This window comes from Providencia sp. PROV130 (genome assembly GCF_028482225.1).
In the GTDB taxonomy this organism is placed as follows: Bacteria; Pseudomonadota; Gammaproteobacteria; order Enterobacterales; family Enterobacteriaceae; genus Providencia; species Providencia rettgeri.
On the sequence record NZ_JAMPQC010000008.1, the window covers coordinates 74,657 to 94,981 of the forward strand.

19 protein-coding genes and 1 other RNA gene are annotated in these 20,325 nt (G+C 41.1%); 11 read left to right on the forward strand and 9 right to left on the reverse strand.

Translation table 11 applies throughout. The features are described from left to right. Positions 1-291: 291 nt before the first annotated feature. Positions 292-696, reverse strand: a complete 405-nt coding sequence (zapG, locus tag PSF28_RS07280) for a Z-ring associated protein ZapG (RefSeq protein WP_004908297.1) — start codon at positions 694-696, stop codon at positions 292-294. A 355-nt stretch (positions 697-1,051) separates the two neighbouring features. Here zapG and zapE point away from each other — a divergent pair, with 355 nt between their 5' ends. The 5 genes from zapE to sspB all read left to right on the forward strand — a co-directional run bounded on the left by zapE (position 1,052) and on the right by sspB (position 5,003). Then, positions 1,052-2,182 carry a cell division protein ZapE gene (gene zapE / locus PSF28_RS07285; RefSeq protein ID WP_272684831.1) on the forward strand — a complete coding sequence of 377 codons (1,131 nt, stop codon included), beginning with the start codon at positions 1,052-1,054 and terminating at the stop codon, positions 2,180-2,182. 307 nt (positions 2,183-2,489) lie between these two features. Next, a complete protein-coding gene (gene rplM / locus PSF28_RS07290) occupies positions 2,490-2,918 on the forward strand; it encodes a 50S ribosomal protein L13 (RefSeq protein WP_004258237.1) in 429 nt (142 codons plus the stop codon). 14 nt (positions 2,919-2,932) lie between these two features. Continuing rightward, positions 2,933-3,325: a 30S ribosomal protein S9 gene (rpsI, locus tag PSF28_RS07295; RefSeq protein WP_004258235.1), complete on the forward strand. Its 393-nt coding sequence runs from the start codon at positions 2,933-2,935 to the stop codon at positions 3,323-3,325. Between the two features lie 537 nt (positions 3,326-3,862). Continuing rightward, a complete protein-coding gene (sspA, locus tag PSF28_RS07300) occupies positions 3,863-4,504 on the forward strand; it encodes a stringent starvation protein SspA (RefSeq protein WP_004908304.1) in 642 nt (213 codons plus the stop codon). Between the two features lie 7 nt (positions 4,505-4,511). Beyond that, positions 4,512-5,003, forward strand: coding sequence for a ClpXP protease specificity-enhancing factor (sspB, locus tag PSF28_RS07305; RefSeq protein ID WP_210835917.1), 492 nt, complete (start codon positions 4,512-4,514; stop codon positions 5,001-5,003). A gap of 72 nt (positions 5,004-5,075) precedes the next feature. Here the strand turns inward: sspB and PSF28_RS07310 are convergent, their stop codons facing one another. Next, positions 5,076-6,482, reverse strand: coding sequence for an FAD-dependent oxidoreductase (locus PSF28_RS07310; protein WP_210835909.1), 1,407 nt, complete (start codon positions 6,480-6,482; stop codon positions 5,076-5,078). Positions 6,483-6,782: 300 nt separating this feature from the next. Between PSF28_RS07310 and arcB the strand changes: the two genes are divergently transcribed. From arcB to mtgA, 3 genes are all read left to right on the forward strand, one after another. Beyond that, entirely contained in the window at positions 6,783-9,128 is a 2,346-nt protein-coding gene (gene arcB / locus PSF28_RS07315; protein WP_210835907.1) for an aerobic respiration two-component sensor histidine kinase ArcB, read from the forward strand. Between the two features lie 232 nt (positions 9,129-9,360). Next, complete coding sequence (elbB, locus tag PSF28_RS07320; protein ID WP_210835905.1) at positions 9,361-10,011, forward strand: isoprenoid biosynthesis glyoxalase ElbB; 651 nt, start codon at positions 9,361-9,363, stop codon at positions 10,009-10,011. Positions 10,012-10,019: 8 nt separating this feature from the next. After that, a complete protein-coding gene (gene mtgA / locus PSF28_RS07325) occupies positions 10,020-10,742 on the forward strand; it encodes a monofunctional biosynthetic peptidoglycan transglycosylase (protein ID WP_210835903.1) in 723 nt (240 codons plus the stop codon). A 63-nt stretch (positions 10,743-10,805) separates the two neighbouring features. Here the strand turns inward: mtgA and dolP are convergent, their stop codons facing one another. The 4 genes from dolP to PSF28_RS07345 all read right to left on the reverse strand — a co-directional run bounded on the left by dolP (position 10,806) and on the right by PSF28_RS07345 (position 14,212). After that, complete coding sequence (dolP, locus tag PSF28_RS07330; protein ID WP_210835901.1) at positions 10,806-11,381, reverse strand: division/outer membrane stress-associated lipid-binding lipoprotein; 576 nt, start codon at positions 11,379-11,381, stop codon at positions 10,806-10,808. Positions 11,382-11,390: 9 nt separating this feature from the next. Then, entirely contained in the window at positions 11,391-11,981 is a 591-nt protein-coding gene (gene diaA / locus PSF28_RS07335) for a DnaA initiator-associating protein DiaA (protein WP_004908326.1), read from the reverse strand. A 114-nt stretch (positions 11,982-12,095) separates the two neighbouring features. Further along, a complete protein-coding gene (locus tag PSF28_RS07340; RefSeq protein ID WP_210835900.1) occupies positions 12,096-12,476 on the reverse strand; it encodes a YraN family protein in 381 nt (126 codons plus the stop codon). Between the two features lie 38 nt (positions 12,477-12,514). Beyond that, positions 12,515-14,212, reverse strand: coding sequence for a penicillin-binding protein activator (locus tag PSF28_RS07345; protein WP_272664340.1), 1,698 nt, complete (start codon positions 14,210-14,212; stop codon positions 12,515-12,517). Between the two features lie 61 nt (positions 14,213-14,273). Between PSF28_RS07345 and rsmI the strand changes: the two genes are divergently transcribed. The 3 genes from rsmI (at position 14,274) to PSF28_RS07360 (ending at position 17,162) form a co-directional block, all read left to right on the forward strand. Then, complete coding sequence (rsmI, locus tag PSF28_RS07350) at positions 14,274-15,146, forward strand: 16S rRNA (cytidine(1402)-2'-O)-methyltransferase (RefSeq protein ID WP_272684832.1); 873 nt, start codon at positions 14,274-14,276, stop codon at positions 15,144-15,146. Positions 15,147-15,240: 94 nt separating this feature from the next. Further along, positions 15,241-15,614, forward strand: an RNA gene (gene rnpB, locus PSF28_RS07355) — RNase P RNA component class A. Positions 15,615-16,085: 471 nt separating this feature from the next. Then, a complete protein-coding gene (locus tag PSF28_RS07360) occupies positions 16,086-17,162 on the forward strand; it encodes a 4Fe-4S binding protein (protein ID WP_272684833.1) in 1,077 nt (358 codons plus the stop codon). A 125-nt stretch (positions 17,163-17,287) separates the two neighbouring features. Here the strand turns inward: PSF28_RS07360 and dagF are convergent, their stop codons facing one another. Genes dagF through PSF28_RS07375 form a run of 3 tightly spaced genes read right to left on the reverse strand, consistent with a single transcriptional unit; the run spans position 17,288 to position 20,265 of the window. After that, the gene (dagF, locus tag PSF28_RS07365; RefSeq protein ID WP_210835894.1) at positions 17,288-18,028 is read right to left on the reverse strand and encodes a 2-dehydro-3-deoxy-phosphogluconate aldolase; all 741 of its coding nucleotides are present in this window, start codon (positions 18,026-18,028) and stop codon (positions 17,288-17,290) included. 1 nt (position 18,029) lies between these two features. Then, positions 18,030-19,142, reverse strand: coding sequence for a DgaE family pyridoxal phosphate-dependent ammonia lyase (locus PSF28_RS07370; RefSeq protein ID WP_272684834.1), 1,113 nt, complete (start codon positions 19,140-19,142; stop codon positions 18,030-18,032). Next, entirely contained in the window at positions 19,126-20,265 is a 1,140-nt protein-coding gene (locus PSF28_RS07375) for an amidohydrolase/deacetylase family metallohydrolase (protein ID WP_210835889.1), read from the reverse strand. Before PSF28_RS07375 ends, PSF28_RS07370 begins: the two co-directional genes overlap by 17 nt. Positions 20,266-20,325 lie beyond the last annotated feature (60 nt).

Genomic DNA, 20,325 nt, shown 5'->3' on the forward strand with positions numbered 1-20,325 from the left:
TGGTATCAGATTCAATTTTACTGATGACTATGACTACCGATTATGCGCAAAAGTTCCCCTTACGGGTAGCGAATATCCACTCTTTTACATCTATTTACATGCAACTTAAGTGAAACCATAACTTCTATACAGTAGGTAAATAAATTATTAATTTATATTTGGATGGAAATCTTGTTCAGAATTATTAAATAAAAATTTAATCATGAAAGATACACGGAAAGCGACTAAATTTAGTGTATTTGGTAGAAAATCACCAGTAAGTGGTGCTTACTGGTGATAAAAGATAAAAACTTACTTCTCTTTCTCTTCGATAGGCCTGAAAAGACCCGATGCACCATCTGAGTAATCTCTTGGTGGCATTTTAACTGGCGCTTGATCGTTATCTGCTTCAGATTCGGTTAAACGATAGTTAAATGGGTTGTCTTGCGCTGGCATATCAGGCATTAATTCAGACGAGCTTTGTGCCATGTGTTGATAAAGCTGACGGTAATCACGCGCCATTTTATCCAATAATTCTGCGCTACGAGCAAAATGGCTCACAAGCTCTTTACGGTACTCTTCAAGTTCAGTACTTTTTTTGTCTAGCTCAGCCTGCGCTGTTTTTTGCTGGCGAAGCTTTGGGTTGCCATAGCGCACAACTAATGCACCGATGATAAAACCCACAATCAATCCGATTAATGCATACTCCCAGGTCATGCTGACTCCTTCATTACTTCAATGTTCACAGATTCAATGTTCGCAGAAACGTAGTGTTGTTACCGTTACTATACCTTAAATAATTCAAGTTGCATGTAAGCGTCAAGTAAAGCGTCTTAACATATTGTAATTTGACTAGTTAAGTGATGACAAAATCGACAAGCTTTGAATTAGACAGGCTAAATTAGTCAACAACTTATTAAGATATTAAGAGTGGAATCTTAAATCGAATTTCCTTACTCTATAGCGGCTCGTTAACCGAAAGTTAAATGATAACTGAATCTGGTTATAATAAAGGCAGTGTATATCAAATAACGGTAAAAAAACCGAAAATTTTTTAAGGATTATTCAGTTAATGTCGCCGATGACCCCTATAATGCGTTATCAACAAGCGCTAGCTGATGGAAATTATCAGCCAGATGACGTACAAAAGCTCGCTGTAGAACGCCTAGATAAAATATATCAGCAGCTTGTTAATGCAACCTCTTCCACTTTACAAGATAAGCCTTCAGGTTTAAAGCAGCGCTTTAACCGCCTTCTAGGTAAAACGTCAACAGCACCGGTAGTCCCCATACAAGGGCTATATATGTGGGGCGGGGTGGGGCGTGGAAAGACGTGGCTGATGGATATGTTTTATGAAAGTTTACCGGGTACGCGTAAACTTCGCTTACATTTTCATCGCTTTATGAAAAAAGTACAAGAAGATTTGATGGCACTGCAAGGGCAAGAGAACCCGCTAGATATCATTGCGGATGAGTTTAAAAAACAAACAGATGTCTTGTGTTTTGATGAATTTTTTGTGTCAGATATTACAGACGCTATGATCCTAGGCACTTTACTAGAAGGGCTCTTTGCTCGGGGCATCACTCTTGTCGCCACTTCAAATATCATCCCTGATAATCTTTATCGAAATGGCTTGCAGCGGGCACGTTTTTTACCTGCGATTGAGCAAATTAAAAAATACTGTGATGTGATGAATGTCGATGCAGGTATTGATTACCGTTTAAGAACTTTAACGCAAGCACATTTATTTTTATCGCCAATTAACCATGAAAACCGACAACATCTTGATGAGGTGTTTGTGAAATTGGCAGGAAAAGAAGGTGAGGTGAACCCTGTTTTAGAGGTTAACCATCGAAAAATGCCCGCTATCCGTGCTGCAGAAGGTGTTCTTGCGATAGGCTTCAAAGTATTGTGTGAGGAGCCACGTAGTCAAAATGACTATATTTACCTGTCCAACTGTTATCACACCGTCTTACTGTACGATGTACCTGTGATGGGAACCAACGATGAAAACCCGGCTCGGCGGTTTTTAGCGTTAATTGATGAGTTTTACGAACGAAAAGTTAAATTAGTGATTAACGCTGAAGTGCCAATGGAATCGCTGTATCAGGGCCAATTGTTAGCATTCGAATACCAACGTTGCTTATCTCGATTGCAAGAAATGCAAAGTGAAGAGTACCTGAAAATACCGCATTTAACTTAAGGTTAACGATAAAACCGAGTTGTTAGCGAACAAATTGCCTAAATCGCATAATTTAAATACAAAATGCGATGTTTATTTGAGCAAACGTAAAAAAAATGCATTTGGGGTCGATTTTTGTTTCTGACTTCTCTATAATCTTGCGACCCCACGTTACAGCGTTGTTTTTTATTTCCCAAAAAATAACGCATTAATGCCAGTTAGGCTGCTCGAAGGGGTAGGTTTACTGGACAAAGAGTCGTGTGAACCTCAGAAAGCTTATGAACATGAGTGTTCACCAACGTGTAACTTCAATATTGGGTAAGTTTTAATGAAAACTTTTACAGCTAAACCAGAGACCGTAAAACGCGACTGGTACGTTGTTGATGCAGATGGCAAAACTTTAGGCCGTCTTGCAACTGAAATTGCTAGCCGTCTGCGCGGTAAGCATAAAGCGGAATATACTCCGCACGTGGATACTGGTGATTACATCATCGTTCTGAATGCAGAAAAAATTGCTGTTACCGGCAATAAACGCGAAGACAAAATCTACTATCGCCATACTGGCCATGTAGGTGGAATCAAGCAAGCAACTTTCGAAGAAATGATTGCTCGCAGTCCTGAGCGTGTGCTTGAAATCGCGGTTAAAGGCATGTTGCCAAAAGGACCTCTGGGTCGTGCAATGTACCGTAAACTGAAAGTTTACGCAGGTAATGAGCACAACCACGCGGCTCAACAACCGCAAGTTCTTGACATTTAATCGGGATTATAGCAATGGCTGAAAATCAATACTACGGCACTGGTCGCCGCAAAAGCTCATCTGCTCGTGTCTTTATTAAGCCGGGTAGCGGTAACATCACAATCAATCAACGTACACTGGAACAATACTTTGGTCGCGAAACTGCGCGCATGGTAGTTCGTCAGCCGTTAGAATTGGTTGAAATGTTGGAAAAACTGGATCTGTACATCACTGTTAAAGGTGGCGGTATTTCAGGTCAGGCAGGCGCAATCCGTCACGGTATTACACGTGCACTGATGGCTTATGATGAGACTCTTCGTTCTGATCTGCGTAAAGCTGGTTTCGTTACCCGTGATGCGCGTTCTGTTGAACGTAAAAAAGTGGGTCTGCGCAAAGCACGTCGTCGTCCACAGTTCTCCAAACGTTAATTTATTACCCTTTGGGTATAAAATTGATGAAAAAACCCGTCTTAATGGCGGGTTTTTTATTGCCTATTGTTTTACTTACATTTTTATTATTAATGATAGATAACAGTGTCTAATTATGACGCTTTATAAAAGAACGAATATAATCTAAAGTTAAACATCATAATTTAGTCTAAAATAATCACTAGTGAGCGATACTGAGATACTTTAATTAAACATAGTCCAAACTATAGAGTTAACTTTAAGGTTTTTATTCTGTATTTTTTGTTTTTATATTGTTATAACTCTAAATTTTTTACTATTTTATCCTTAAAATGAAATAAATCTATGATTTTTTCGATGCAGCCCCCCTAAGTTGTACAAAATCTGTTAGAATACGCCCCTGTTTTTTTATTTCGCATTTCTCGCCTTTACTGTGCGGGAGGGTTGTGTTGACTTCCAATATGGATAAATGAAAGTTAAACACAGGGGATTTTAAAATGGGTAATGGGTAATTAAAAATTAATTACATTTCGTCCATTTTGTATTTTGGAGGTTTTAATGGCTGTCGCTCCTAATAAACGCTCGGTAATGACATTGTTCTCTGGCCCTACTGACATTTTTAGCCATCAGGTACGGATTGTTCTGGCTGAAAAAGGGGTAAGTGTTGAAATTGAACATGTCGAACCCGGTCATCTGCCTCAAGATCTGATCGATCTCAACCCATACCAGAGTGTTCCAACATTAGTCGATCGTGACCTGACTCTCTATGACCCACACATTATCATGGAATATCTTGATGAGCGTTTTCCTCATCCACCATTAATGCCTGTTTACCCAGTTGCACGTGGGACGAGTCGTCAATTGATGCACCGTATTCAAAGCGATTGGTATTCATTAATGAGCAAAATAGAGAACGGTAGTGCGCAAGAGGCAGCAAATGCCCGCCGTCAACTATCTGAAGAGCTGATCGCGGTTTCACCTGTTTTTGCTGAAATGGAATTCTTCATGAGCGAAGAATTTAGTCTCGTAGATTGCTATTTAGCACCGTTACTATGGCGTTTACCTGTACTGGGTATTGAATTGAACCCATCTAGTAGCAAATACTTGCAGTTGTATATGCAACGTGTATTTGCACGTGACGCATTTTTAGCATCGTTGACTGAATCTGAGCGCGAAATGCGTTTGTCTACAAGAGGCTAAAAGAATGATGGAAATGACAGCAATGTCACCACGTCGCCCTTATTTGTTACGTGCGCACTATGAGTGGTTGCTCGATAACGATATGACTCCGCATTTGGTGGTTGATGTCACCGTTCCTGCTGTTAACGTTCCTATGGAATTTGCTCGTGATGGGCAAATTGTATTGAATGTTGCGCCAAGAGCTGTTGGTAATTTTGAAATAACCAATGAAGAAGTGCGTTTTAATGCTCGCTTTGGTGGAATACCTCGCCAAGTTTATGTCCCAATGGCCGCAATTATGGCGGTGTATGCACGTGAAAATGGGGCTGGAATGATGTTCGAGCCTGAAGCTGCGTATGATGCAGAGTTATCAGCGGGTTTTGAACAAGTTGAAGAGCTTGAAGACAACATTACTTTAGTTCATGAAGCTGAATCTGTGGATGAAAATTCACATGAGCCATCGGGGGATGAGCCACCACGACCACCAAAAGGTCGGCCTTCATTAAGGGTTGTCAAATAATCCATTAGTCAGGTTAACAGCATATTAATCAACAGAGGGCAAAACCCTCTGTTTTTTTATATCAATGAGAAATTAAACTTCTAGAAATAATAAAATACCTTCGGCAGCATTGCGCCCATCAGCAACAGCAGTCACAACAAGATCTGAGCCTCTGATTATGTCCCCTCCGGCAAATACTTTTTCATGAGAAGTTTGAAAAGGAAATCGGCTATTACGATTTGCTAAAATATGACCATACTTATCACGCTTAATTAACGGTTTTTCTAACCAACTTTGGTTATGAGGAGCAAATCCATAAGCGACAATTATGGTGTCGGTTTCGATAAAAAAGGTTGAATCTTCAACAAGTTCTACTTGATAACGACCATTTTCTAATTCGCCATTTTGTGTGCGAGTGGTATAAACACCTATTAGTTGTTGCTGCTCATTAACGACAAATTCAGTGACTTGCATATTAAAATGGAACTGAGTGCCTTCTTCTAACGCATGGGCGACTTCTTTTTGTGAGGCTGGCATACTTTGTTCATCTCTACGGTAAAGACAGCTAACCTGCTTTGCGCCTTGACGAATAGCGGTACGTACACAATCCATCGCAGTATCTCCACCTCCTAACACGATAACTCTTTTTGAGTGTAAATTAACATAGGGTTCGTCTTTAGAGATGGGAAGTTGCATTAAATGGCGCGTATTTGCGATTAGATAGGGAAGTGCTTCAAAAACGCCGTGGATCGATTTTTCAGGTAAGTTGCCACGAATAGCCTGGTATGTGCCAGTACCAAGAAAAATGGCGTCATAATCGCAAATGAGCTCATCTAGAGAGACATCTGTACCCACCTCGGTATTTAATTGAAACTGAATGCCCATTTCTGTAAATATTTCCCGTCGTTGGGTCATCAGTTCCTTTTCTAGCTTAAATGACGGAATACCAAATGTTAGTAGCCCCCCTATTTCAGGGTACTTATCAAAAACGACGACATTTACACCATTTCGAATAAGCACATCTGCGCAAGAAAGACCCGCCGGGCCTGCGCCAACAATGGCGACACGTTTGTTAATGGGGTTAATATGGGAAAGGTTTGGGCGCCACCCCATCGCAAAAGCCGTATCATTAATATACCGTTCAATATGACCGATAGTGATAGAACCGGTTGTATCATTAAGTACACATGCTAATTCGCACAGTTTTTCTTGTGGGCAAACGCGTCCACAAATTTCAGGTAAACTGTTGGTATGATGAGATAATTCAGCAGCTTCGATAATTTTCCCTTCAGCAGCAAGACTGAGCCACTTTGATATTGGATTATGTAGTGGGCATTTCCATTCACAAAACGGGCTACCACAAGATAGACAGCGGCTCGCTTGCTGTTGTACATCAACGGCATTATCGGGTGCATAGATTTCAGTAAACGCTATTTTGCGGATTGCCAGCGCTTTTTTGGGCGGCTCGCGACGTTGGGAACCGAAAATATTTGAATTCATGGCATTCCTTACTGAATTTTGTCTGATTTTACTTGAGATAGCAGGGGCTTTTTCTTTGATTTTAGCGATCTTGCCTAAGGAACAATAGCGTTATTGTTTTGATTTTTATGTAATTATGATTAAAAACTATCCAAGGTAAATTTTTACTTTATCTAACACAAAGAAAATACCTGATTGTTTTTTATCATTAATAGTAAAAAATGGCTATTGAATGAGCAGGATCGACATTTCGAGTGAATAATCATCCGAAACTGCCTTGTTTGATATATGATTCAAAGAGAATTTAACTAAGGGGTGGTTATGAAAGTACTTCGCGGCCTTGCGCAATACTATGTCGATTTAATGATGAAGCTCGGGTTAGTGCGTTTTTCCCTATTACTCGCATCGGCACTGGTTGTTCTCGCCATGATAATGCAAATGGCAGTGACAATTTTTTTAAGAGGGCATGTTGATAGCCTCGATATGGTCGGGTCAATTTTCTTTGGGTTAATCATCACTCCGTTAGCCGTTTATTTTTTGTCAGTGGTGGTTGAGCAACTTGAGGAATCTCGGCAGCGTTTATCGCGAATGGTTGATAAACTTGAAGTTATGAGAAAGCGTGATGCTGATTTAAATACTCAATTACAGGGAAATATTGAACAGCTTAACCTTGAAATTCAAGAGCGAGAAAAAGCTGAGCGTGCTCATTTAGAACTCCTTGAACAACTAAAGCAAGAAATGAAATATCGTGAGCAAACACAAATTGAACTTGAACAGCAATCTGTTTTACTTCGTTCATTTCTTGATGCCTCACCTGACTTGGTTTATTACCGCAACGAAAATAATGAGTTTTCAGGTTGTAACCGAGCAATGGAACTGTTGACTGGAAAAAGTGAAAAACACTTAGTTGGGTTAACTCCGTTAGATATTTATGATGTTGAAATTGCCTCTAAGGTTATGGAAACCGATGAAAAAGTTTTTCGTCATAATGTTTCTCTTACTTATGAACAATGGTTGGTATATCCAGACGGCCGTAAAGCTTGTTTTGAACTCCGTAAAGTGCCTTTTTATGACCGGGTTGGCAAACGACATGGCTTGATGGGCTTTGGGCGCGATATAACGGAGCGTAAACGCTATCAGGAGGCGTTAGAGAACGCGAGCAGGGAGAAAACCACCTTTATTTCTACAATCAGCCACGAGCTTCGTACACCCCTTAACGGCATTGTCGGCTTAAGCCGAATTTTATTAGACACAGATTTAACTTCGGAACAATCTAGCTATTTAAAAACGATTCATGTAAGCGCTGTCACGTTGGGTAATATATTCAATGATATTATTGAGATGGATAAAATTGAGCGTCGTAAGGTTCAGTTAGATAACCAACCAATCACATTATCTGAATTTGTGAATGATTTAGAGAATTTGAGTGGGTTATTAGTGCAGCCGAAAGGGCTTAAATTTGTCATGGATGTCGCTCCTGCATTACCAAAAACAGTTTTAACCGATGGGACTCGTTTACGGCAAATACTCTGGAATTTAATTGGTAACGCAGTTAAGTTCACACAAAAAGGTGAAGTGAAGCTTAGTATTTGGCAAGACGCTGAAAATAAATTGTTTTTTAGGGTTCAGGATAGCGGAATAGGTATCCCGAGGGATGAGCTAGATAAAATCTTTGCAATGTATTACCAGGTAACAGATTCTGCTGGCGGTAAACCGGCTACTGGAACGGGGATTGGGCTTTCTGTATCTCGTCGTTTAGCACAAAATATGGGCGGCGATATTCAAGTTGAAAGTGAAATAGGGCAAGGCTCTACTTTTACTTTATCCATTACAGCGCCTGTGGTTGAAAGTGACGTTATTGAACAGCAAGAAAGTGAAGACGATTACCCATTGCCTGCATTACATATTTTACTCGTAGAAGATATCGAACTGAATGTCGTTGTTGCTTGTTCTGTACTAGAAAATTTAGGCAATACCGTTGATGTGGCAATGAATGGTAAAGATGCCCTGGAGATGTTTGCTCCTGGTGAATATGATTTAGTGTTATTGGATATCCAATTACCTGATATGACAGGCCTTGATATTTCTAGACAACTCAAACAGCAGTACGATAAGCAAGATTTACCACCATTAATTGCATTAACTGCAAATGTTCTGAAAGACAAAAAAGAATACTTTGATGCAGGTATGGATGGTGTATTGAGTAAGCCATTATCAGTTCCAGCACTGACCCAGATTATTGAGCAATTTTGGGGGGAGCAATCCGCTCGATCAGAAGAAGCACCGAGTAAACATGAGGCTTCAAGTGTTGATGAATCAAAATTAGATTGCGATATGCTAGAGCAGTATATTGAATTGGTTGGCCCTAAGCTTATTTATGACGGGCTAGATGTCTTTGAAAAAATGCTTCCAGGTTACTTAGCTATTCTTGATTCGAACATGGTGGCTAAAGACCAAAAAGGCATTGTGGAGGAAGCCCATAAAATCAAAGGAGCGGCAGGCTCTGTTGGCTTAAAGAACTTACAGAAAATCGCACAACAGATTCAATCTCCTGATTTACCAGCATGGTGGGACAATGTACAGGAATGGGTGGATGAATTAAAACAGGATTGGAAAGCAGATATAGAAACTTTGAGAAACTGGGTTGATCAGCGTACAAAAAAATAACCCCAACCGAAGTTGGGGTGCGCGAATACTGCGCCAACACCAGGGAAATCATTGATTTGCATATGTTTTTTGTATTTTGCAAATCATTAAATTAGGTATATCACTGTAAAGGGCAACATCAAGATACCAAAATTTAGCGAATCTGTTACAAGATTCATTAAAATCTGTGATGAAGATTGATGTTTGTGCACCTTAGCGCCTGAGAGATAATTTACTACAAATGGAGGAAGATATGAAATCAATTGCGGTTATTTTAAGTGGCTGTGGTGTTTTTGATGGAAGTGAGATCCATGAGTCAGTATTAACTATGCTAGCTTTGAGTCAATATAATGCTGAAGTTCATTTTTTTGCGCCTGATGACTTTCAACCAACTGTTATTAATCATATTAATGGTGAGTTAAAATCAGAAAAACGTAACCAAATGGAGGAGTCTGCACGCATTACACGTGGAAAAATATCGCCTTTATCCTCAGCTGATGCTTCAAAGCTGGATGCCCTCATAATTCCTGGTGGTTTTGGTGTGGCAAAAAATTTATGTGATTTTGCAGTTAAAGGAAGTGAGTGTGAAATTAATAAAGAACTATTAAGTTTAGTACGCCAAATGCACCAACAAAAAAAGCCGCTAGGGCTGATGTGTATTGCTCCTGTGATGCTTCCTAAAATGTTAAATACATCAGTAGTACTAACTATTGGTGATGATAGTGAAACGATTGCTCAAATAGAACTTATGGGTGGGAAACATATTAAATGTGCTGTTGATGATATTGTAATTGATGAAGTTAACCGAGTTGTTACAACACCTGCTTATATGCTGGCTCAATCAATTTCTGAAGCAAATACGGGTATTAATAAGCTTGTTAAGAAAGTATTGGAAATGGCGTGATTATTTGAATGCGAACTATTGTTTCTAAATTATGGCACTGGTTAAAGAAGATCACATTTTCATTACTTGTGGTGTGGATTTGTTCAGTCGTTTTATTTAAATACATACCAGTGCCTTTTTCTGCGGTAATGATTGAACGACAAATCACTGCATGGACAAACTTAAATTTTTCTTATGTATCTCATTCTGAATGGGTAGATGAAAATCACATTTCTCCGTATATTTATTTAGCAGTAATTGCTGCGGAAGATCAAAATTTTCCTCATCACTGGGGTTTTGACCTTGATGCAATAGAGCGTGCTTACAAACACAACTTGAGTAATAAACAAACAATTAGAGGGGCTTCAACGATCTCTCAGCAAACAGTGAAAAACTTATGGTTATGGGATGGAAGAAGCTGGTTAAGAAAGGGCTTAGAGACAGTAATGACTCCTATTATGGAGCTCTTATGGTCAAAGCAAAGAGTATTGACAGTTTATCTTAATATAGTTGAGTTTGGAGATGGTGTTTTTGGTGTGGAAGAGGCTGCAAATAAATTCTTTAATAAGCCAGCCAGCAAGCTTTCAATGAATGAAGCAGCGCTATTAGCTGCAGTTTTGCCTAATCCTCATAGATATAGCGTGAAAAGCCCATCTTCTTATGTTCTCAAAAGGCAGGCTTGGATCTTGAATCAAATGCACTTATTAGGAGGTAAGAATTATCTGAAAATAAACCAATTAATGGATGAATAAGAAAAAAGCCATGGTTTTTAACCCACGGCTTTTGTTTTTATAACAATATATTATTGTTTATGATTAATTAAGATAAGTGAAAGCGGTCGTAACTCGACGAACACCGTCTGTTTCACTGGCAATTTTTGCCGCTGCATCACCTTCTTGCCTTGTTAAAACACCTAGCAAGAAAACCTCACCGTTTTCAGTAATAACTTTTACACTACCAGATTTAACACTATCACTAGCAAGGATTTTCGATTTCACTTTGGTTGTTAACCACGTGTCCTTTGAAGCCGTACCCAAATCAACAGGCTCACCGCTACGAACTTCATTATAGACTGCGATGGTGCCATCAACGTTAGAGGCTATTTGTTTTGCTCGTTCAGCCCAAGCCATATCAGGGCTTTGGCCAGTTAACAGGACATTACCTTTATAAGCGGTCGCAATGATACGAGCCTTACCTGTGATGTCCTTATCTTTATTTAGCTGCCCACTAACTCGAGCTTCTAAGGTTCCATCGTCAACTTGCTGGCCAACGCTGCGAGGATCTGTGGCACTTTTCGTTGCAACAGCAGCAGAACCTACGACTGCAGCCCCAATACAGCCTTGTAATAAAACAGTACTGATGACTATGGCAAAAATCGGTATTAATCGCATTTTGTCTCCTTAATCGTCCTGATGTGGGAAAAGAGTATTGTCTATAAGGTCACACAGACAATTTACTGTAAGAAGATGAACTTCTTGAATTCGAACACTTCGTTGGGATGGAATACGGATTTCAACATCTTGAGGGCCTAGTAAGCCTGCGAGTTCCCCTCCGTCATAACCTGTTAAGGCGACAATTGTCATGTCCCTTGTCACCGCAGCTTCAACGGCCTTAATAATATCACTACTATTACCATGGGTTGAAATTGCCATCAAAACATCACCATGTTGCCCTAATGCTCTAACTTGTTTCGCATAAATTTCAGAAGGTTGCTTACTACCCGAAATCGCAGTTAGCACGGCATTATCGGTATTAAGCGCTAAGGCGGGTAAGCTAGGGCGCTCAGTTTCAAAGCGATGGATCATACTCGCAGCAAAACGTTGTGCGGTAGCGGCGGAAGCACCGTTACCACAACATAAAATTTTGTTGCCATTGAGTAAAGATTGAACCATCATCATTGCGGCTCTTGATATGGCATCAGGCAGCGCTTCAGCCGCTGCTATTTGAGTTTGGATGCTTTCAGTGAAACAAACTTTTATTCGGTCTAGCACGAGTTTTTCCTTTGTCGCCTCGATATAATTCAAATCATTTTTGTGTTGCTATTATATTTGAATTATAGCTTTGTTGACTGCATGATCAGTATATAAAGCAGACTATATCATTGGTTAATAAACATCATTTTCATTAAATGCATTTTGTATCCAGTCAAATTGGTTTCCCGTGATGGCGCAGATATCAAAACGGCATGCGCTGGTTTCAAAACTTTCTTGCCTTTGTGAGAGCCAAAATTTGGCAGCAGCTAATAGCTTTCGACGTTTGCGCCAGTTTACTGATAAAAGTGCATCTCCGTAATCACAATTTTTGCGAAAACGAACTTCAACAAATACCCAACCTGTATTATCTCGCATAATGAGGTCAATTTCTCCGCCTCGGTTTCTTGCATTACGTTCGATAAATGTTAGTCCCTGCTGTTTCAGGAAAGCGAGCACTTGATTTTCATAGTACCGGCCTGTTAACCATTGTATGGCTTTTGGCATAATTTTCATGACGTCCTTGTCTGAAAAAGATGAAGTATTGAGCGATATTATTGCGCGGAAACCACTTTACCTTGTTTAAATTGCAACCAAGGTAATTCTCGGAACACCACACAGTTTGGTGTGGTACTCAAGGTTCCTGATGCACCATTAATACGAAATTGCCCTGATTGTTGCAGCTTGTCGTAATTGTTGGCTAAAGACCATGCGTCAATACCCATGGCATATAAGCGGAATAAAGAGTAATCATTGTTCAGCTTTTGTTGGGCTTGTTTACGCAAGTTATTGTTTGCACCTGCGAGTAAAGGGATTTCGCTAAATTTAACGCCATCCATTTCAAAGCGGTAGTCTGCGCCAGACCCTGCTTGGTTACTGCGAGAGCTTGCATAAAGTGCAGGGCGAGAACGAGAACTAATTGCCATTTCAATCATTGGCTTGATTAAGGTGAGCTCATCACGAGTGGCAACAATATAAACACCGTCAATCGCACCGGTTGAATCGACATATTGTGAATCTATCGATTGCGCTCCGGTATTCACTGGTGTTCCTGTCATACGGATGCCAGCACCACGATTAATTGACTCTTTTAATGAAGGGATGGACCCAAAGGTTTGCATTAAAACGGTTCCCCCCCCTTTTTCTTGCCACCCTTGAGCAAAGGCTTTGGCTATCCTATCGCCGAAAGCATTAGCGGGAACTAACACCAATGGCATTTGTTTGCCTTCAGCTCTCATATAAGCGGCCGCATTCTGCGCTTCATCTTCTGGTGATAATGAAAAGTAGCAAAGATTTGGTCGAGGCTGTAATTGGTTTGCATCGAGTTCATTGAGTGCGAGTACACTAACAGGTGCGCCCATTTGGGTAATAACTTGAACGTCACTTTTTAATAATGGCCCAACAATCAGATTAAAACCTTCATTTTTTGCTTGTTCAATAAGCGCAGGCATTTGTTTATTAGTGGTATCAAACACCTTGACGCTTTGGGTATTCACAGGGGCTGCATCGATACGTAAAGTGGATGCCACTATATCGCTATCACTAGCAGTAGGGGCATTACCTGTTGTTGCCGCAACTTGTTCATAAATTTGGTCGAGGACATCATTTCCACTACTTGGGGGAGCTATAGTTGCTTGAGAGGGGGACCCTTGAGGCAGACCTTTTTGCGCATCCATAAAGCCTTGCATAATCGCTTGGCCGAATACTTGTCCTTGCCCACTCATGGGTAAAAATAAAGCAATCTTAGGATTTTTACCCACTTGAGGTATCATCGCTTGCAGTAAAAGGGTTGGTGTTGTCGTCGCTCCAGGGTTATTTGAGTAACGCATTTTCCAATCGTTGTAGCCAGCAAGTAAGGCATCTGTGTCATCTCGGTTATTTTGATAAATATCTAAAAGATCGACCCAGCCTTGGAGAATATTTTCATCGGTACTAATTCCATGAATTTGTTCTGGCGTTAACTGTGTTAACATCTGCCATAACCCATCAATATTAGCTTGGCGTTCAGCGGCTGTTTTTAATAAAGGTTCTTGGCTAATGTAGGCGCGTATCGCCTCCATTGAAGGCTTACCTTGTGCTGCATCAATGATTGCTTGGTAACGGCTAGCATCATCAGATGTGCTTTGCTCAGGTGTTTTTTGGGTTGACGGAAAATATTCCGAGACAATTTGGCACCCAGACAGAGCAAATGTGGACAGCATTGCTGTGCAGATTAACCCTTTTTTCAAATGCAAAAAAATTGAAGGACGCATACTGTATCCAATGGTGTATTTTTCAATTGCTTAATTTTAAACCGGCTATTCGGATGAAACAATGAACCAACCTAATCAAGCTGTGGTTATGGCATCCACGCTGTATATCGTTCCTACCCCAATTGGTAATTTGAGGGATATCACGCAACGCGCGTTGGATGTTCTTAAACATGTTGACCTTATTGCTGCAGAGGACACTCGGCATTCAGGCATTCTATTACAGAATTTTGCGATAAATGCACGGTTGTTTGCTCTGCATGATCATAATGAACAGCAAAAGGCAGATCAATTAATTAGTCGACTTCAACAAGGTGATAGTATCGCATTAGTCTCCGATGCGGGTACACCTTTAATTAATGATCCGGGTTATCATCTCGTCAATCGTTGTCGTGAAGCGGGTATTCGTGTTGTACCTTTACCGGGGCCTTGTGCTGCTATCACTGCGTTATCCGCCGCGGGTCTACCTTCAGACCGTTTTTGTTATGAAGGTTTTTTACCGGCTAAAACGAAAGGCCGTAAAGATGTATTGCAATCACTCGAACAAGAAACCCGCACGCTGATTTTCTATGAATCAACCCACCGTTTGTTAGACAGTTTAGCAGATATGGTGGAAGTCTGGGGGCCAGAGCGCCATGTTGTTTTAGCGCGTGAAATCACGAAAACGTGGGAGTCTATTGAAGGCCGCCCTGTGGGAGAGTTACTCGCTTGGGTAAAAGAAGATGAAAATCGTCACCGTGGTGAAATGGTGTTGATTGTCGAAGGGTATAAAAAACCAGTCGATGACTCCGCAGTTTCCCCTGAAGTGGTGAGAACATTAAATTTATTACAAAAAGAATTACCTCCTAAAAAAGCGGCAGCGATCACGGCTGAAATTTATGGCCTCAAGAAAAATATGCTGTATAAATTGATGCTTGATAATCAAGTTGATGAATGATTCTTGAGCAAATAGACGAGTTCATTTATATAAGTGGTAAATGAAAGTCGTTAGAGTCTGTACAAGCTGCAACAAAGTGCCTATAATTCGCCGCGGAGTTGGCCAGACAACCGCTGCTTTATCGTAGTCCCTTAGGGAGACGGGTAGAGGGGAGGAAAGTCCGGGCTCCATAGGGCAGGGTGCCAGATAACGTCTGGGAGGCGCAAGCCTACGACTAGTGCAACAGAGAGCAAACCGCCGATGGCCTGTTTACAGGATCAGGTAAGGGTGAAAGGGTGCGGTAAGAGCGCACCGCGCGACTGGCAACAGTTCGTGGCACGGTAAACTCCACCCGGAGCAAGACCAAATAGGGGTTCATATGGTGCGGCCCGCATTGAACTCGGGTAGGTTGCTGGAGCCAGTGCGCAAGTGCTGGCCTAGATGAATGGTTGTCCACGACAGAACCCGGCTTATCGGCCAACTCCCATTTTTTCGTCATACTTCAAGCTGTGCCTGTGTTGGCGTCACTCGTCAACCCTAGTCACATACTTTTGTATGCTCCTAGGGATTGCCTCATTTTGCCGCCTTGGCACACCTCGAATTATTTAGAAAAAATTTCAGTTTATAATGCTTCGAGCTGTACCTGTGTTGGCTGCATTCAGCCACACGGGTCACATACTTTTGTATGCTCCCCACGCTGTATTCATTTTGCCGCCTCGGTATAACACGAACTATTTAGAAAAAATCATAATCTTTTGATTTAATATAAAAATACTTCTCTTCTTTCTTTTTTGGCTTGTCTTCACCATTTGATACATCAACTCATCAACTCATCAACTCATCAACTCATCAACTCATCAACTCATCAACATCACAACCCTCTGATGCAAATCAATGCGCCCTGTGAATATGTAAATACAATAGTGGTATTTATAATGCATGTTAAAGAGATGTGCGGACATGAAAGAAAAACCACGTGTAAGGTACCAACGCCGCCCGGGTACTACAGGGGGTAAGCTCCCTTGGAATGATTGGCGTAATGCATCAACATGGCGTAAATTTGTACAGTTAACGCTATTGGCGATCAATATATATATTGGCATCACCTTCTATTTTTGGGTTCGTTACTATGAAACAGGAGGGGCAACAGTTCACCTTCCTCGCCCTGGTGGAATTGAAGGTTGGCTGCCGATTGCGGGGTTAATGAATTTAAAATATACCTTGGAAACGGGGAATTTTCCGCCAATTCATGCGGCTTCAATGTTTCTGCTTGTTTCTTTTATATTGATTAGCTTACTGCTCAAAAAAGCATTTTGTTCATGGATGTGCCCGATAGGCACTATATCGGAATATACGGGAAAAATAGGCCAAAAACTGTTTGGTTATCAAAAACAAATCGGTTTACCTAAATGGCTAGATATTCCCTTAAAAAGCTTAAAATATTTATTGTTAGTCTTCTTTCTCTACATTGCGCTATCCATGCCAGCGCAGATGATCCAATACTTTATGATGTCACCTTATGGGATCATCATTGATGTTAAAATGCTCGATTTCTTTCGCTATATTAGCTTGTTTGCGCTGGTCAGTGTTGCGGTTTTAGTGGCGGCAAGCTTGTTTATTCGTAATGCTTGGTGCCGCTATTTGTGCCCTTATGGTGCATTACTTGGGCTGTTTTCATTGTTTTCCCCTGTGAAAATTCGCCGAAATGCGAAAAGTTGCATTGATTGTGGAAAATGTGCGAAAAACTGCCCGTCACGTATTCCAGTTGATAAGCTCATCAAGGTAAGAACGGTAGAGTGCACAGGGTGTATGACGTGTGTGGAATCTTGCCCTGTTTCATCAACGTTGAATTTCTCATTGCAAGCGCCAACAAAAAAACACCAATTTTCGTTGTCAGGTATGAGTATGGCTATTTTAACCTTGGCAATTTTATTTATAACTATTGGTATTGCGATGTATTTTGGCGTTTGGGGTAGCCCAGTACCTGATAATTACTGGTTTCATATTATACCAAACGCAAAAACGATAGGTCATTAATACAGCGCAAAAACGCCCCACTCATACTTGATGAGTGGGGGATTTGTTGTTTTGTCATTATCAAAATGACTTATATTATAACGTCTCGCTTATATTTATTTTCTTATGTGTTACTTACTACAGCATCAATTAACCGCTTGCTTAACCATCTGCAATAACTGACGCACATCTTCAGGGCGCGTATTGCCCGTATCTTTATCAATGATTGAACTATAAATATGAGGAATGATTTTCTTCACACCTGCATCAAGGGCTATCTGCAAAATTTCTGCAAAGTTATCTAAATCAATGCCGCCTGTAGGCTCTAAAGAAAAATCAAATTCAGCACAAGCTTTGGCAATGGCTCTATATTCTTCAATATATTTTAACCCTTCCATATTAAAGAACTTAACAGAGTCGGCACCCATGTCTTTTAGCATCATGATGGCGGTTTCAATCGGTACAATGCCATCTGGCGCTTGAGAACTTAGCGGGCCTGTGGAAATTTTAACCATACCAACGGTACCTGTTGGTGAAATCAATGCGTTAACGAAGGTTTCGTTTTGGCCTAATAATGCACGGCTAATCGGTGCGCCAGTAAATACTTGGTTAACATGCTGTGGTTGAACTTCTTTTGAAATTAAAGATACCATCGTTGATTGATTTGGATCGCCAGCGCCAAGGCCAACCGATAATGCATTATCGGTTTCTTGTGCATAAATGCGCATATCGGCAATGGCAGTTTCTAAGTCTGGGTAATTTTTAGATAAAACACCGACAACGACGAAGGTTTCTGCTGCGGCATAGATATCTTTTGCATTTTGATGGCTGCCCGCCAATACGTTTAAACAGACGCGGTCACGATAAAAATTCGGTGACAATTTCATTTTAAATTCCTTCTACTAACAAACGAATATTTTGTGAGATAACATCAAGTTGCTCATTGCTGACACTGCGAATGTCTGCTTCAACCTTGCCTTCGTTGGCTTTGTATTCACGAAAGTAAATAGCGGTATCGCCTTGTTTTAGATCAGCCATGATTTGATAGGTCGTTTTGCCAATCACTTTTTCATCAAAGCTTATCTCTGTACGGGCAATATCACGGCCTGCACCATCCCAAACGACTTGAGCAGAAATGCCTTTAATCGCATTTAGGTCGCTGATAAATTTAGCCATACGGTTGACCATCTCTGCCCCTGTTTCTTTGGTCGCAGTGAGATATTGTTCGATGGCGAGTGTCAGACCTAGAATGCCTTCCTTACCCACTTTCATCGCACGGCCAATACCTTGGCTTTGGCGTTTTACCCACTCAACATATTGTTTTTTACCAATAACTAGACCACTTGTTGGGCCTTCAATCGCTTTTGCGCCGCTGTAAATCACAATATCGCCACCTGCTTGGTAGTAAGCTGTGAGCTCTTCTTCAGCGGCAGCATCAACGATCAGTGGTAGCTGGTGGTCATGAGCCACTTTGGCGGCTTGTTCCACGGTTAACATGCTTTTTTGTACAGTATGATGCGATTTGATGTACAAAATAGCAGCGGTATTGGGGGTGATTTTTGCAGCTAACTGGGCGGCATTGCACTCATTAGCAAAGCCCGCTTCGACCACTTTACCGCCACCTAATGTCACCATTGTGTCAACAGGCGCACCAAAGTTAACGTTATGGCCTTTAGGTAAAATAATTTCGCGAGGAACCACTTTGTCGGATGAATGCAGGTTGAGTAGTAAATCATCGTCATCTTGTACAATCACCGCTGCAACAGCTTGTGCGATACCTGCAGATGCGCAGGAAACAACAACTGCAGCTTCAACATCTAATAGATTAGCAATATATTCGCCAGTTTTATTAACTAAGTCTTTAATTTCAAAATAATTATTTAATCCGTAAGCAACACGTTCAACAACTTCCGGAGTTGGCGTTGAAACTCCCAGAATTGTCATGCGGCCAGAGGCATTAATAACGTGTTTTAACTGATATTTATCATAAATCGATTGCATGTTCTGATTCACCTTGTGCATGAATGATGTGTTTTCCACCGACGATAGCAGCCAATGGAACGAAGCGGTGAGTGCCTATACGGTGTTCGCCTTCTGCATCCGTGAGCTCGGTTTGCTCTTCTTTAAGGTCAAAAAGGGTAATGTCGGCGTCAAAGCCCGGCCTTAAATAGCCTTTCGCGGGTAATGATAAGAAATTAGCGGCTTTTTCGGTAACGCAGCGAAGCACTTGTTCCGCACTAAAGCCCATACACAGGAATTTGGTCATTACAAAAGCGAGGCTATAAACAGGGCCATTAACGCGGTTGCGGTGGTAAATATCAGAACTGATAATGTCAGGATAAGTGCCGATGCGCATGGCTTGTTCGGCAACTTTAAAGCTAAAGCTCTCACCACCATGGCCAACATCTAATATGACTCCGCGTGCGAGGGCGCGAGCAATTGAGGGCTTTAGGTAGCCATCTTCGCCTAAAATTTTATTGGGTTTACCATTAAAGCAGTGAGTGATGATATCGCCGCGTGTCAGTAAATCAGCGACTTCATCAATGTCTGGTGGGTTATTACCGATATGCACCATCAATGGAAGATGGTATTTTTTCTGCATCTCTTTGGCTTTAACCAGTGGTGCAATACCATTTTCGCCCACAACGCTTTTACTCATGCGGGCTTTCATTCCGACCACAAAGCCTTGGTGGCGCTCGATAGCGTCTTGAAAGCAGGCGTCATTGATGTTGTTCATATCGGACAATTCATTTTGTGCAATGATGCCAATACGAGAAATATTTAACAGAGAAAAGACATTCGTTTTCGATTTTTGTGTCAGTTGATAAAATTTATCAATATCATCAGCACCGACACTGCCTGCATCAACCAGTGAGGTAACTCCGCCAGCGGCTCCTGCTAAATCAGGGTCATCGAAGTAAATAGGTGATTCAACAAAGCAGTGTGCGTGTGAATCAATCCATCCGGCGCTGACATAAGTTTTACCTTGGAGATCAATAATTTTGTCAGCTTGCTGGTTGCAGGCTAACTCAGGGCCTGCCGCTTCGATTTTTCCATCCTTGATAAGAATATCGATAATCGATCCATCGATACGCTTACCTTGTTTGATGATTAGAGTGTACATAGTTGCCCTCTTTATACTCATATTCGATGCTCGTCATACTTCAAACCGCAGCGTTGTTGG

Bases quoted from the DNA above. Each gene is read 5' to 3' on its own strand.
- elbB (WP_210835905.1), top strand. From the start codon at position 9,361: ATGAAATCAATTGCGGTTATTTTAAGTGGCTGTGGTGTTTTTGATGGA.
- zapE (WP_272684831.1), top strand. From the start codon at position 1,052: ATGTCGCCGATGACCCCTATAATGCGTTATCAACAAGCGCTAGCTGAT.
- sspA (WP_004908304.1), top strand. From the start codon at position 3,863: ATGGCTGTCGCTCCTAATAAACGCTCGGTAATGACATTGTTCTCTGGC.
- mtgA (WP_210835903.1), top strand. From the start codon at position 10,020: ATGCGAACTATTGTTTCTAAATTATGGCACTGGTTAAAGAAGATCACA.
- PSF28_RS07310 (WP_210835909.1), bottom strand. From the start codon at position 6,482: ATGAATTCAAATATTTTCGGTTCCCAACGTCGCGAGCCGCCCAAAAAA.
- PSF28_RS07345 (WP_272664340.1), bottom strand. From the start codon at position 14,212: ATGCGTCCTTCAATTTTTTTGCATTTGAAAAAAGGGTTAATCTGCACA.
- rpsI (WP_004258235.1), top strand. From the start codon at position 2,933: ATGGCTGAAAATCAATACTACGGCACTGGTCGCCGCAAAAGCTCATCT.
- rplM (WP_004258237.1), top strand. From the start codon at position 2,490: ATGAAAACTTTTACAGCTAAACCAGAGACCGTAAAACGCGACTGGTAC.
- sspB (WP_210835917.1), top strand. From the start codon at position 4,512: ATGGAAATGACAGCAATGTCACCACGTCGCCCTTATTTGTTACGTGCG.
- dolP (WP_210835901.1), bottom strand. From the start codon at position 11,381: ATGCGATTAATACCGATTTTTGCCATAGTCATCAGTACTGTTTTATTA.
- arcB (WP_210835907.1), top strand. From the start codon at position 6,783: ATGAAAGTACTTCGCGGCCTTGCGCAATACTATGTCGATTTAATGATG.
- PSF28_RS07375 (WP_210835889.1), bottom strand. From the start codon at position 20,265: ATGTACACTCTAATCATCAAACAAGGTAAGCGTATCGATGGATCGATT.
- rsmI (WP_272684832.1), top strand. From the start codon at position 14,274: ATGAACCAACCTAATCAAGCTGTGGTTATGGCATCCACGCTGTATATC.
- zapG (WP_004908297.1), bottom strand. From the start codon at position 696: ATGACCTGGGAGTATGCATTAATCGGATTGATTGTGGGTTTTATCATC.
- PSF28_RS07340 (WP_210835900.1), bottom strand. From the start codon at position 12,476: ATGAAAATTATGCCAAAAGCCATACAATGGTTAACAGGCCGGTACTAT.
- dagF (WP_210835894.1), bottom strand. From the start codon at position 18,028: ATGAAATTGTCACCGAATTTTTATCGTGACCGCGTCTGTTTAAACGTA.
- PSF28_RS07370 (WP_272684834.1), bottom strand. From the start codon at position 19,142: ATGCAATCGATTTATGATAAATATCAGTTAAAACACGTTATTAATGCC.
- PSF28_RS07360 (WP_272684833.1), top strand. From the start codon at position 16,086: ATGAAAGAAAAACCACGTGTAAGGTACCAACGCCGCCCGGGTACTACA.